Origin of the sequence: Micromonospora phytophila (genome assembly GCF_023656545.1) — a bacterium.
Taxonomy (GTDB): Bacteria; Actinomycetota; Actinomycetes; order Mycobacteriales; family Micromonosporaceae; genus Micromonospora; species Micromonospora phytophila.
Map to the genome: position 1 here is coordinate 1 of NZ_JAMOKF010000037.1, position 13,492 is coordinate 13,492.

11 protein-coding genes are annotated in these 13,492 nt (G+C 72.7%); 4 read left to right on the forward strand and 7 right to left on the reverse strand.

What is annotated here, in order from left to right; genetic code table 11:
• The 3 genes from purL to purS form a co-directional block, all read right to left on the reverse strand.
• On the reverse strand, positions 1 to 2,554 hold a 2,554-nt coding region (purL, locus tag NCC78_RS08040; protein WP_250792963.1), incomplete at its 3' end, for a phosphoribosylformylglycinamidine synthase subunit PurL.
• Positions 2,555 to 2,624: 70 nt separating this feature from the next.
• Positions 2,625 to 3,308, reverse strand: a complete 684-nt coding sequence (gene purQ, locus NCC78_RS08045) for a phosphoribosylformylglycinamidine synthase subunit PurQ (RefSeq protein ID WP_250792965.1) — start codon at positions 3,306 to 3,308, stop codon at positions 2,625 to 2,627.
• Complete coding sequence (gene purS, locus NCC78_RS08050) at positions 3,305 to 3,568, reverse strand: phosphoribosylformylglycinamidine synthase subunit PurS (RefSeq protein WP_250792966.1); 264 nt, start codon at positions 3,566 to 3,568, stop codon at positions 3,305 to 3,307. The genes purQ and purS overlap by 4 nt, the downstream gene beginning before the upstream one ends.
• A gap of 397 nt (positions 3,569 to 3,965) precedes the next feature.
• On the opposite strand from purS, the gene NCC78_RS08055 reads away from it, so the two are divergent.
• Entirely contained in the window at positions 3,966 to 4,649 is a 684-nt protein-coding gene (locus NCC78_RS08055) for a S1 family peptidase (RefSeq protein WP_250792967.1), read from the forward strand.
• Between the two features lie 24 nt (positions 4,650 to 4,673).
• Positions 4,674 to 5,240 carry a YbjQ family protein gene (locus tag NCC78_RS08060; RefSeq protein ID WP_250792968.1) on the forward strand — a complete coding sequence of 189 codons (567 nt, stop codon included), beginning with the start codon at positions 4,674 to 4,676 and terminating at the stop codon, positions 5,238 to 5,240.
• A 156-nt stretch (positions 5,241 to 5,396) separates the two neighbouring features.
• Here the strand turns inward: NCC78_RS08060 and purB are convergent, their stop codons facing one another.
• From purB to NCC78_RS08080, 4 genes are all read right to left on the reverse strand, one after another.
• Entirely contained in the window at positions 5,397 to 6,821 is a 1,425-nt protein-coding gene (purB, locus tag NCC78_RS08065; protein ID WP_250792970.1) for an adenylosuccinate lyase, read from the reverse strand.
• Positions 6,822 to 6,960: 139 nt separating this feature from the next.
• Positions 6,961 to 8,895, reverse strand: a complete 1,935-nt coding sequence (locus NCC78_RS08070; RefSeq protein ID WP_250792973.1) for a hypothetical protein — start codon at positions 8,893 to 8,895, stop codon at positions 6,961 to 6,963.
• Positions 8,892 to 9,410, reverse strand: coding sequence for a SigE family RNA polymerase sigma factor (locus NCC78_RS08075; protein WP_250792974.1), 519 nt, complete (start codon positions 9,408 to 9,410; stop codon positions 8,892 to 8,894). The genes NCC78_RS08070 and NCC78_RS08075 overlap by 4 nt, the downstream gene beginning before the upstream one ends.
• Before the next feature lie 156 nt (positions 9,411 to 9,566).
• Positions 9,567 to 10,859, reverse strand: coding sequence for an acetyl-CoA C-acetyltransferase (locus NCC78_RS08080; RefSeq protein ID WP_250792975.1), 1,293 nt, complete (start codon positions 10,857 to 10,859; stop codon positions 9,567 to 9,569).
• A 56-nt stretch (positions 10,860 to 10,915) separates the two neighbouring features.
• On the opposite strand from NCC78_RS08080, the gene NCC78_RS08085 reads away from it, so the two are divergent.
• Positions 10,916 to 12,286, forward strand: coding sequence for a 3-oxoacyl-ACP reductase (locus tag NCC78_RS08085; RefSeq protein WP_250792976.1), 1,371 nt, complete (start codon positions 10,916 to 10,918; stop codon positions 12,284 to 12,286).
• On the forward strand, positions 12,286 to 13,350 hold the full coding sequence (locus tag NCC78_RS08090; RefSeq protein WP_372495090.1) for a MaoC/PaaZ C-terminal domain-containing protein: 1,065 nt from the start codon (positions 12,286 to 12,288) through the stop codon (positions 13,348 to 13,350). The genes NCC78_RS08085 and NCC78_RS08090 overlap by 1 nt, the downstream gene beginning before the upstream one ends.
• The last annotated feature ends 142 nt before the right edge of the window (positions 13,351 to 13,492 follow it).

Genomic DNA, 13,492 nt, shown 5'->3' on the forward strand with positions numbered 1-13,492 from the left:
CGGCCGCCGGGTCCACCGGCGTCACCTCGACCCCCTCGGCGGCGGGCAGCGGGACGGCCTCGACCGCGCCGGCCACACCGGTCGCCGGCGCGGGCACCTCGACGACCTCCGAGCCCCCGAAGAGGCGCGGCAGCGTCGCGGTGTGCGCGACCCGCAGCTCGTCCAGGCCGATGCGGAACTGGCCGTGCACCTCCAGGGCGCCGCCGGCGGGGTCGGTGACCCCGATCAGCTCGAACGGCACCCCGCGCTCGGCGCAGAGCGCCGTGAAGGCCTTCTCGTGGCCGCGCGGCACCGAGACCAGGGCCCGCCCGGCGGACTCGCTGAACAGGTAGACGAACGGCATCGAGCCACCGTCGAACCGCTCCGGCACCGCGATCCGGGCGCCGACCCCGCGACGCAGGCAGGACTCGACCAGGCTCTGCGCGAGACCGCCGTCGGAGAGGTCGTGCGCGGAGCTGAGGTGCCCGACCCGGGCGGCCTCCGCCACCAGCTCGGCCAACTGCCGCTCGCCGGCCAGGTCGACCTGCGGGGGTACGCCACCGAGGTGCTCGTGGGTCACCCAGGCCCACTCCGAGCCGGAGAGCTCCACGTGCGTCTCGCCGAGCAGGAAGAGCTGGTCGTGATCCCCGCCGGCACGCGGCACGAAGCCCATCGGCACCCGGTCGGCCACGTTGTCCAGCACGCCCAGCACGCCGACCACGGGGGTCGGGTGGATCGCGGCGGCACCGGTCTGGTTGTAGAAGCTGACGTTGCCGCCGGTCACCGGGATGCCCAGCTCCAGGCAGCCGTCCGCCAGGCCGCGCACGGCCTCGGCGAACTGCCACATCACGCCCGGGTCCTCAGGCGAGCCGAAGTTGAGGCAGTCGGTCACGGCGATCGGCTTCGCGCCGGTCACCGCCACGTTGCGGTACGCCTCGGCCAGCGCCAGCTTCGCCCCGTTGTACGGGTCGAGGCGGGCGTACCGGCCGTTGCCGTCGACGGAGAGGGCGACACCGAGGCCGCTCTTCTCGTCGATCCGGATCACGCCGGAGTCCTCCGGCTGGGCGAGCACGGTGTTGCCCAGCACGTACCGGTCGTACTGCTCGGTGACCCAGGTCTTGTCGGCCAGGTTCGGCGACGCGATCATGCGCAGCACGGTCTCCCGCAGCGCCTCCGGGTCGGTCGGCCGGGGCAGCGTCTCGGCCCGGTCGGCCTGGAGCAGGATCAGGTCGGCCGGCTCGCGCATCGGGCGGGCGTAGACCGGACCGTCGTCGACCAGCGAGCCCGGCGGCACGTCGACCACCAGGTGGTCGTTCCAGGTGACCAGCAGCCGGCCCGGCTGCCCGTCGGCGGACGATCCGGTGACCTCACCGATCGCGGTGGCCCAGACGCCCCACTTCTCGGCGGTCTTGAGCACCGCCTCCAGCTTGTCCGGGGCGACGACCAGCAGCATCCGCTCCTGGGACTCGCTGGCCAGGATCTCGTGCGGCTCCATCGAGGGCTCGCGCAGCGGGACCCGCTCCAGCCACACCCGCATGCCGGTGCCGGCGGAGGCGGCGGTCTCGGTGAGGGCGCAGGTCAGGCCCGCGCCGCCGAGGTCCTGGATACCGACGACCAGCTCGGCGTCGTACAGCTCCAGGCAGGCCTCGATCAGCAGCTTCTCCATGAACGGGTCGCCGACCTGCACGGACGGGCGGCGCTGCTCGCTGCCCTCGTCGAAGGTGGCGCTGGCCAGCACCGACACGCCGCCGATGCCGTCCCGGCCGGTCCTGGCGCCCATCAGCACCACGATGTTGCCGGGGCCGGTGGCCTCCTTCTTCTGCAGCCGGTCGACCGGCAGCACGCCGAGGCAGAGCGCGTTGACCAGCGGGTTGCCCTGGTAGCAGGGGTCGAAGACGACCTCGCCGCCGATGTTGGGCAGGCCGAGGCAGTTGCCGTAACCGCCCACGCCGGCGACCACGCCGGGCAGCACCCGGGCGGTGTCGGGGTGGTCGGCCGCGCCGAAGCGCAGCGGGTCCATCACCGCGACCGGGCGGGCACCCATGGCCAGGATGTCCCGGACGATGCCGCCGACGCCGGTCGCCGCGCCCTGGTACGGCTCGACGAAGCTCGGGTGGTTGTGCGACTCGACCTTGAAGGTCACCGCCAGCTCGTCGGAGATCCGGACCACGCCGGCGTTCTCGCCGATGCCGGCGAGCAGCCGGTCGCTCGGCGGGGCCTTCTCGCCGAACTGGCGCAGGTGCACCTTGCTCGACTTGTAGGAGCAGTGCTCGCTCCACATGATCGAGTACATCGCCAGCTCGGCCTGGGTGGGCCGTCGGCCGAGGACCTGCCGGATCCGGTCGTACTCGTCGTCGCGGAGCCCGAGCTCGGCGTACGGCTGCAGCTCACCGGGGGTGGCACCGGCGCGCGGCACGGTGTCCACGCCGTTGGACCAGTCGGCGTTCGCCGGCTCGGCGTGCCGGGCCGGCGCGGCCTGCGGCCCGACGGCGGCCGGACGCGGCTCCACCGGCTGCGCCGGGGCGGCCGGGAAGGCCTCCGGGGTCTCCCGTACCTCGTCCGGGTGGGTGGTCATGACCTCTCCTCGCTGCGCTCAAGGCCGCCCAGCGGGCGGGTGAGCCGACCGATGATGCCGCCGCGCACGGTCACGCCGGCGCCCCCACCAGGTGCTTCAGCACCGAGGTGAAGAAGCCGAGACCGTCCAGGGAGGGGCCGGTGAGCGCCTCCACCGCGTGCTCGGGATGCGGCATGATGCCGACCACGTTGCCGGCGGAACTGGTGATCGCGGCGATGTCGCGCTGCGACCCGTTCGGGTTGCCGCCGACGTACCGGGCGACGACCCGGCCCTCGGCTTCGAGCTGGTCCAGCGTCGCGGTGTCGGCGACGTAGCAACCCTCGCCGTTCTTGACGGGGATCAGCACCTCCTGGCCGGGCTGGAACGCGTTGGTCCACGCGGTGCCGGCCGACTCGATGCGCAGGATCTGGTCCCGGTTGCGGAAGTGCAGGTGCTGGTTGCGGGTGAGCGCCCCGGGCAGCAGGTGGGCCTCGCAGAGGATCTGGAAGCCGTTGCAGATGCCGAGCACCGGCAGGCCGCCCCGGGCCGCGTCCACGATCGTCTCCATCACCGGGGCGAACCGGGCGATGGCGCCGCAGCGCAGGTAGTCGCCGTAGGAGAAGCCGCCCGGGAGGACGACCGCGTCCACGCCGTGCAGCGCGGCGTCACCGTGCCAGAGGCGGACCGGCTCGGCACCGGCGATCCGGACGGCCCGGGCCGCGTCCCCGTCGTCGAGCGAGCCGGGGAAGGTGACCACACCGACCCGGGCGGTCACGAGCGGGCGTCCGCGGTCTCGTCGGCCTCGACCAGGCGGACGGTGAAGTCCTCGATGACCGGGTTGGCGAGCAGTTTGTCGGCGATCTCCCGGGCGCGGCCCAGGTCCGGTTCACCGGTGAACTCGATCTCGATCCGCCTGCCGATCCGGACCGAGGCGACGTCGCTGACGCCGAGCCGGGGCAGCGCGTTTGCGACGGCCTGGCCCTGCGGATCGAGGATCTCGGGCTTGAGCATGACGTCGACGACGACGCGAGGCACTGGGCACTCCTGACTGTGTACGCAGTTGGGTGCCGACCCACAACGGGCGAGCGCAGCCAGCCTACCTGGCAGATACCGCCCCGGACGCACCGGCCGGACGCAGTTCAGGCAGTGATCGACGTAACCGGCGCGGGGGCCGGGAGACCGATACGGCTTCGTTGCGATCCCGATGCGGATCCGTTGCCGTCCCACCCGTTTCGCACCGTTCCGGGCACCTGCCGGGCGACGCCTCCCATCGATTGAGGTATTTCGATGAAACTCTTGTGAACCACATCTCAGGGCCCTACCGTACATCGTCGAACGTCGATTTGACGTCCCGTTCGTCGGGCCACCCCCGCCCGCCGGCCGGCAGCTCGGCCCGGCGAACCCGGGCACGACCCCTGCGAAGGAGCTCCACATGCGCATCCGATCCCTGATCGCGGTCCTCGCCACCGCGGTGGCCGGCGTGCTCGGCGCCAGCTCCGGCGCCGTCGCCGCCCCCGCCGGCCCGCAGTTCATCATCGGCGGCACCACCGTCTCGTCCGCCCCGTGGGCCGCCGCGGTGTTCAGCAACGGCTCGTTCACCTGCTCCGGGACGATCATCGCGCCGCAGTGGGTGCTCACCGCGCGGCACTGCCTCAACGGCACGATGTCGGTCCGGGTCGGGAGCGTCTACCGCTCCTCCGGCGGCGTCACCCGGACCGTCAGCGCCACCTACAGCCGCTACGACCTGGCCCTGATGCGCCTGTCCAGCTCGGTGAGCACCTCGTACGTCACGCTGGCCAACAGCAACCCGCCGATCAACTCCACCAACACGATCTACGGCTGGGGCCAGACCTGCTACAGCGGCTGCTCCGCCTCCAGCCAGCTCAAGACCGCGACCGTCCGGGTGACCAGCACCAGCTACACCGACGCGTACGGCGGGCAGGCGATCCGGAGCACGGAGATCAGCGGCAACGCGTGGCGCGGCGACTCGGGCGGTCCGGAGTTCTACAACGGGGCGCAGGTCGGCGTCGCCTCCACCGCCGACGGCTACAGCATCCAGAACTACGGCAGCGTCGCGTACAACCGGGCCTGGATCACGTCGGTGGCCGGTGTCTGACGGTTAGCGCCGCGGGCGGCGCGGATGGTCGGCCCCGCGCCGGTCGTCCGCGCCGCGCTGTTTTGCAGCATCCGATCAGGTGAACAACCCTCGCTAACCGCCCGGCCGTCCCCTGACAGCATCAGATGCGTGCTGGTCGTGACGACGGATCAACTGCCCGGCTACGAGATCCGCCAGATCCTCGGCGAAGTGGTGTCGTCGATGGCGCGGACGCGGAACCCCTACCGCGAAGGGGTGAAGAACCTGCGCGGTGGCGCGTACGACCCGATGGCCCCGGACAACCTCACGCGGTGGCGTACCGACTCGGTCGCCCGGCTCGGCGAGGAGGCCCTGCGGCTCGGCGCGAACGCCGTGATCGGCATGCGCTTCGACAGCCGGGACTGCGGCGAGATGTGGATGGAGATCTGCGCGTACGGCACGGCGGTGATCGTGGTACCCAAGGCTCCCGACGTCATGCCTCCCGACCAGCCGCTGGTCGCCGCGGAAACCGCCCACGATCCGGCCTTCGCGGACTCCCCCGGTGGCATCGCCGAACCCGCGAGCGCCCCCAACCTCCGCTCCGCCGCGGAAACCCCCACCCGCGACTCCTGACCCCACCCGTCCGCACCCGGCCCGAGCCACGCCGCGCCCGAGCCACGCCGCGCCCGAGCCCGGTTGCTCAGGGAGTTTTCGTCCTCTTCGATCTCCGTTTCGGACGCAAACTTCTTGATCAACCAGGGCAGGTGCGGGGGTCGGTGGTGGGGTGGGTCAGAGGATGGGGGGTGGGGTGTAGGCCGCGGCTTCGGGGTGGGCGTCGACCACGGCGGCCACCCGCCGGGCGACGGCCTGGACCTGGGCGGGGGCGGCGCCGACGAAGGCGGTGCGGTCGGCGACCAGGGTGTCGATGTCGGCACGGGTGAGGCCGAGCCGCTCGTCCGCCGCCAGCCGGTCGAAGAGGTCGTTCTCGGGGGCGCCCTTCTCGCGCATGGCGAGGGCGACGGCGACCGCGTGCTCCTTGATCACCTCGTGGGCGACCTCCCGGCCCACGCCCCGCCTGACCGCCGCCACCAGGATCTTCGTGGTGGCCAGGAAGGGCAGGAAGCGCTCCAGCTCGCGGTTGACCACCGCCGGGTACGCCCCGAACTCGTCCAGCACGGTGAGGAAGGTCTGGAACAGCCCGTCGGCGGCGAAGAACGCGTCCGGCAGGGCGACCCGGCGGACCACCGAGCAGGAGACGTCTCCCTCGTTCCACTGGTCGCCGGCCAGCTCGCCGACCATCGACAGGTAACCCCGGATGATCACCGCGAAGCCGTTCACCCGCTCGCTGGACCGGGTGTTCATCTTGTGCGGCATGGCGCTGGAGCCGACCTGGCCCGGCTTGAAGCCCTCGGTGGCCAGCTCCTGGCCGACCATCAGCCGGATCGTGGTGGCCAGCGACGACGGCGCGGCCGCCACCTGGGACAGCGCGGCGAGCACCGCCACGTCGATCGAGCGCGGGTAGACCTGTCCGACGCTGTCCAGCACCCGGCTGAAGCCGAGGTGCCCGGCCACCCGGCGCTCCAGCTCGGCCACCTTGTCGGCGTCGCCGTCGAAGAGGTCGAGCTGGTCGGCGGCGGTGCCGACCGGGCCCTTGATGCCGCGCAGCGGGTACCAGTTGATCAGGTCGTCCAGCCGCTCGTACGCGATGAGCAGCTCCTCGGCGGCCGACGCGAAGCGCTTGCCCAGCGTGGTGGCCTGCGCCGCGACGTTGTGCGAGCGGCCGGTCATCACCAGGTCGGAGTGCTCGACGGCGAGCCGGGACAGCCGGGCCAGCGTGGTGACCACCCGGTCCCGGATCAGCTCCAGCGAGCGGCGCACCTGGAGCTGCTCGACGTTCTCGGTGAGGTCCCGGGAGGTCATCCCCTTGTGCACGTGCTCGTGCCCGGCGAGCGCGCTGAACTCCTCGATCCGGGCCTTCACGTCGTGCCGGGTGACCCGCTCCCGCTCCGCGATCGAGGCCAGGTCGACCTGGTCCAGCACCCGCTCGTACGCCTCGACCACGCCGTCCGGGACGGCCACGCCCAGGTCGCGCTGCGCCCGGAGCACGGCGAGCCAGAGCCGCCGTTCCATCCGGACCTTCTCCTCCGGCGACCAGAGGGCGACCAGCTCGGGCGAGGCGTAACGGTTGGCGAGCACGTTGGGGATCGTCGTCACGTACGCATTCTCCCGTACCCGCTGGCCGTAGCCCCAGCGGCATGGCTCGGGCCGGGCGACGTCACACCTCCGGGACGACGTGCACGGTCCAGCAACACCGCTCCGGGGGCCGGGACTCGTGCATCCCGGCCCCGAGGCTTCACGGCAGCAGGTTCACCAGGTCGGGATGCGTAGCCAACTCCACGACCTGTTCCAGCGTCAGCGGCGGAGCAGCCCCGCCCTTCGTGTTCTTCGGCCGGATGTCAGCCATCTGCCCGCCCCCCGGCATGTCGGTGGCGGCGCCGGTGTTCGGCCGGTTGTCGAGGACCACCTCGACCGTGCCCCGGTCGGGCCGCTGTACGAACGCGGTGTAGGTCACCATGCCGGACGACCGCGAGACGACGGTGATCACTCGATTGCCGTCCGGACGGGTCGACTCGGCGCACTCGCCGGCGTGTTGGTGCCGGGGGTGATCTTCCGCCGGCTGGGTGCGAACAGTCGCGCAGCTGAGGGTGGCGCTCACCCGCCGCTGGACGAGGATCTCGCCGTCGCCGGCCATCCCGTCCCGCTCTACAAAAAAGGAGAAGGACATCAGGCCGTTCCCGGTCGGTCCGCCGCCCGGGCCTTTGAACAGCCTGAGGAAGATCGTCCCGTCCGCCGCTACGTCGTCCAGCGCGGCGGCGGCGGCCGTTGCCCCCACGCCCATGTCGAAGTCGGACGGAGGCCCGGAGCCTCGGGACGCCTTCGTGCCGGGTGGCGGCGGAGGTGCGATGGCGAGCGCCGGGTCACGAGCCACGTCCGTCAGCTGCGCCATGGACAGCACGGTCTCGCCACCCGATACGGCCAGGAACAGGTACGTGCCGTCCGGACGCAGCACCGCTATCTGCCGGAGCGAGCTGAGCGCCGGCCGGTGCAGGGTGCCGGGCTTGCCGAAGTCGGCAACCAGGTGACGGGCGCGGATCTTCTCTCCGGTCGGGCCCTCGCTGAGGGTGCAGTTCCGAGCGGCCAGGCCGGCGGTGGGGCAGGGCGACGCGTACTCCCAGGCTGTTCGGCCGTCGCGCACCAGTCCAAGGGAGATCTGGCCGCCGCGATCCCCGATTTGGAAGTTGGCGTAACCGAGGTAGGGCACGTCGACATTGACGTGTCCCTTGTCCATCCAGACCGGTTCGGGACTCACCGACCCACCCCACTTGGTCACCCAGGTGAAGCCGGCCGCCTGCCGCTTCAGCGCCGCCGTCAGGGCGTTGCCGAGCCGTTCACCGTCCTCGTCGGTGCCGGCGATCGTGGTCACTGTCGAGCTCGGTGCCGGGGACGCGGAGGGCAGCGGGGCGAGGGTGACCGCCCCGTCCACCGCGACTGCGACCATCTGGTCCGCCGTGACCGGAAGCCGTGGCTTCCCGTCGGCCGTGTGGGCCCCGACCTCGATGAACGAGCCGTCCGGCCGGATGGCTCGCACACGCATGCTCTCGCCGCTGCTGTGCGCCTTGCCCTTCAGCCGCTCCGGCACCTTCTCGCCCTCGTATGCCTTCTGTGAGATCGTGATCTGCTCGCCGCGCGGGCCCGTCCGTTCGGTGCAGTGCGGGGCGGACTTGCCGCTACACCCGCTGAGCCTTTCCCACATCACGGCGCCGTCCCGCTCGATCCACACCGAGACCCTTACCTCACCGGCACCGACCCGGATGCTGCCGTGACCTCGGTACCCCGCGTCGGGAGCGGCGTTCGCCACCGCGCCGCCGGCCTCGGACTGCCAGTTCGGGGTCGTACCGGAGTCGACCCCGTCGGCCGACCAGACCAGGCGCGGTTCGGTACGGATCAGGGCCGCGACGACGGCCGCGTCGATGCGGTCCAGGTCCTCGGGCATACCCGGGATGGTGGTCGGCGCCGGGGACACGTCGGTGATGGGTGCCTTCGCGTGCGGCGCCACCAGGGCGTTGGTGCCGAGTGCCACCGCGAGCACGGCCGCGACGACCGCCGCACCCGCCGTGCCGAAGCGGAGCCGCCGGGCGCGGCGCTGCCGCCCGATCACCCGTTCCACGTCGACGGTCGAGACCGGCACGTCGCCGATTGCCTCGTCGAACACCTGCTGGTACGTCATGACAGCTCCCCCCGGGTCGTCGATACCGGAGAGGCCATCAGCAGCCGCAGCGCCGCCAGGCCACGGGCCGCCTGGCTCTTCACGGTGCCGGTGCTGACGCCCAGGATCGCGGCGGTCTGCTCTACGGACAGGTCGCAGTAGAAGCGGAGGACGACCACCGCGCGGCGACGGGCCGGAAGCTGGCCGAGCAGATCCAGCAGCACCTCCCGGTCGATCAGGGTCGGCTCGGGCAGCTCCACGTCGACCTGGTCGGGCAGCTCGTCGGTGCTGCGCTCCCGGCGCCACGGGCGCCGGCGCTCGTCCAGCCAGGCGTGGGTCAGCACCGCGCGGACGTACGCGTCCACGTTCTCCGCGGCCTTCACCCGGCGCCAGTGCCGGTAGAGCTTGCCGATGGTGATGGAGACCAGGTCGTCGGCGGTGTGCCAGTCCCGGCAGAGCAGGTACGCCGTCCGGCGCAGCGAGTCCAGCCGGGCGGCGACGAACTGCCGGTACTCGTCCTCGTCGGCATGGTTCACCGCACGGCGCCTCTCGTCGGTTTCATGACCAGGGGACGTAGCGAGCTTCGGCCAAGGTTGCTCAGGCCGGACGGCGGGTTGTTCACCGGTGCTCTCCTACGGGACTCAAGCCCGGCGTGGAAGCCGCAGGCCGTGGCGGCCGGCCACGGCCTGCGATCAGCGCTCCAGGATCGCCGTCACGCCCTGGCCGCCGGCGGCGCAGATGGAGATCAGGCCCCGCCCGGAGCCCTTTTCCGCAAGCAGCTTGGCCAGCGTGGCCACGATCCGGCCGCCGGTGGCCGCGAACGGGTGGCCGGCGGCGAGCGAGGATCCGTTCACGTTGAGCCGGTCCCGGTCGATGGAGCCGAGCGGGGTGTCCAGGCCGATCCGGTCCTTGCAGAACTCCGGCGACTCCCAGGCGGCCAGGGTGGCCAGCACCTGCGAGGCGAACGCCTCGTGGATCTCGTAGTAGTCGAAGTCCTGCAACGTGAGCCCGGCCCGGGCGAGCATCCGGGGCACCGCGTACGCGGGGGCCATCAGCAGCCCCTCGTCGCCGTGCACGAAGTCGACGGCGGCCGTCTCCGACCAGGTGAACCAGGCGAGCACGGGCATGCTGCGCTCGCGCGCCCACTCCTCAGAGGCGAGCAGCACGGTGGACGCGCCGTCGGTCAGCGGCGAGGAGTTGCCGGCGGTCATCGTCGCCTGGTCGGCGTCCGGGCCCTTCGCGCCGAAGACCGGCTTGAGCGAGCCGAGCTTCTCCAGGCTGGTGTCCGCGCGGAGGTTCTGGTCGCGGGTCAGTCCGAGGTAGGGCGTCATCAGGTCGTCGAAGAAACCCCGGTCGTACGCGGCGGCGAGCCGCTGGTGCGACCGCAGCGCCAACTCGTCCTGGGCCTGCCGGTCGATCTGCCACTGCAGTGCGGTGCGGGCGGCGTGCTCTCCCATCGACAGCCCGGTCCGCGGCTCCGCGTTGCGCGGGATCTCCGGCCGGAACGGCTGCGACGGGCGCAGCTTGGCGGCGATCTTCAGTCGCTCGCCGAGGGTGCGGGCGCTGTTGAGCTTGAGCAGGGTGCGCCGCATGTCCTCGTTGACGGCCAGGGGCGCGTCGGAGGTGGTGTCGACGCCACCGGCGATGCCGACGTCGATCTGCCCGAGGGCGATCTTGTTGGCGACCAGGATGGCCGCCTCCAGGCCGGTGCCGCAGGCCTGCTGGATGTCGTACGCGGGGGTGTGCGGGTCGAGCCGGGAGCCGAGCACCACCTCACGGGTGAGGTTGAAGTCCTTGGCGTGCTTGAGCACCGCCCCGGCGACCACCTCACCGACCCGCTGCCCGGCCAGCCCGTGGCGGGCGACCAGCCCGTCCAGCGCCGCGCCGAGCATGTCCGAGTTGGACGCGCTGGCGTACCGCGAGTTGGACCGGGCGAAGGGGATGCGGTTGCCGCCGATGACCGCGACCCGCCGGATGCTCTGCACGATCCCGCCTCCGTTTCAGGGCTTGCCCACAACCTACTGGCCAGTAGGCTACGCCTATGACCGACAGGTACGCGAGCTTCGTCCAATCGGGGGCCGGCCGCGCGCTGGTCAAGCGCCTCGGGCTGCCCGACCCGCCTCGACTGCGCCGGCACACCCCCGGCGACCCGCTGCTGCCCGGGCCGGCGCTGCTCGGCGCGGCCACCGGCGGCCGGCTCGCCGAGCCGGTCGGCAAGATCCTGACCGCCGCCGGGGTCGAGCTGCTCGATCCCGTGGCCGGCACCACCGCCACCGAAGGCACCCCCCAGCGGTACGGCGCCCTGGTCTACGACGCCACCGGGATCACCGATTCCACCCAGCTCCGCCAGCTCTACGACTTCTTCCACCCGCAGGCCCGCTCGGTGCTGCCCGGCGGCCGGGTGGTCGTGCTGGGCACCCCGCCGGCCGAGTGCGGCTCGCCCCGCGAGGCCACCGCCCAGCGCGCCCTGGAGGGGCTGACCCGCAGCATCGGCAAGGAGTTCGGCCGGGGCGTCACCGCCCAACTGGTGTACGTCACGTCCGACGGTGACGCCGGCACCCTGACCAGCCTGGAGGCGACCCTCCGCTTCCTGCTGTCCGGCCGGTCCGCGTACGTCTCGGGGCAGGTGGTCCGCGTCGGCGCCGGCCGCGCGGAGCCGCCGGCCGACTGGGACCGCCCGCTGGACGGCCAGGTCGTGCTCGTCACCGGGGCGGCCCGGGGCATCGGTGCGGCCCTGACGAAGGTGCTCGCCCGGGACGGCGCCCGGGTCGTCGCCCTGGACATCCCGGCGGCCGGCGACGAGCTGGCCGCCGTCGCCAACGAGATCGGCGGCACCGCCGTGCAGCTCGACCTGACCGCCCCGGACGCCCCCACCCGGCTCGCCGAGCACCTCGCCGCCCGGCACGGCAAGGTCGACGTGGTGGTGCACAACGCCGGCATCACCCGGGACAAGACCCTCGGCCGGATGGACGCCGACCGCTGGGACTCGGTGCTCGACGTCAACCTCTCCAGCCAGGAACGGATCAACGACGTGCTGCTGGAGCGGGAGCTGATCCCGGCCGGCGGGCGGATCGTCTCGGTATCCTCGATCGCCGGCATCGCCGGCAACCGGGGCCAGACCAACTACGCCACCAGCAAGGCGGGAGTCATCGGGCTGGTCGAGTCGCTCGCACCGGCGTTGCGCGGTCGCGACATCAGCGTCAACGCGGTGGCGCCCGGCTTCATCGAGACCCGGCTGACCGCGCGGGTCCCGCTGGCGCTGCGCGAGGCGGGCCGCCGGATGAACAGCATGTCGCAGGGGGGCCTGCCGGTGGACGTCGCCGAGACCATCGGCTGGCTGGCCTGGTCGGCCTCCGGTGCCCTCAGCGGCAACGTCGTCCGGGTCTGCGGCCAGAGCCTGCTGGGGGCGTGATGGCCAGGAGGAAGGACCCCGCCGACGGTCCCACCGAGGAGCTGTCCGTCCACGAGCTGATCGACGGGCCGACGCAGGTCCTGTCGGCGGCGGAGCTGGCCGCCATCCGCGCCCCGGAGCCGGGGCACGACCTGGCCGTCGAGGCGACCCACGACCTGTCCGCCTACTCCACGCACGACCTGTCGCGCCCCGCGTCGGCCGACGAGCGGGCCGCCCGGGAGCTCGTCGAGCTGTCGCGGATGCCGGCGTCGGGCGCGCTCTACCGTCGGGCGCTGCTCGGCGCGCTGCCCGGGATCGGTCCGTCCCGCCGACCCGCCGCGCCGCCCGCGGTGGAGCTGGCGGCGGCCGGGACAACCGTCGACCGTGCGCACCTCGCCGACTACGACCGGGTGTGCGGCTTCCGGCTCGCCGACCGGCTGCCCGCGACGTACCCGCACATCATGGGATTCCCACTGTCGCTGCTGCTGATGACGACGCCGGATTTCCCGATCCCGCTGACGGGTGTGGTGCACGTCGGCAACCGGATCACGGTGCACCGGCCGATCACCGCCGACGAGACCCTCGACTTCAGCACGTACGCCGAGAACCTGCGCCCGCACGACCGGGGCCGGCAGATCGACGTGGTGCTCATCGGCTCGGTCGGCGGGGAGGAGGTCTGGCGCGGCGTCTCGACGTACCTGGGCAGGGAGCGCACGCCCGGCGGCGAACGGCGCGACCGGGGTGACCGGCCCGCACCCCCGCCCGCCACCGGGCGCTGGCGGGTCGAGCCCCGGGTCGGCACGGACTACGCGCGGGTCTCCGGCGACCACAACCCGATCCACACCACCCGGCTGGGCGCCCGCCTCCTCGGCTTCCCCCGGCCGATCGCACACGGCATGTGGAGCAAGGCCCGCTGCCTGGCTGCCCTGGAGAGCCGGCTGCCGGACGCGTACACCGTGGACGTGGCGTTCAAGCTGCCGGTGCCGCTGCCCGGCACGGTGGCGTTCAGCGCCACCCCCGGGTGGGACTTCGCCCTGCACGACGCGCGTACCGGTCGCCCGCACCTGGTGGGCACCGTCCGCTGAGCGCCCACCGGGGCGGGTGGCCGCCGGTCATCCACGGGTCCGGACCCGGGGTGTTCCCGTCGGCCACCGCAAGGTTCGCGAGCCCCGGGACGATCGGGACGCGGCCCGGCGGGTGATCCGGCGACTCGGCCACCGGCCGGCG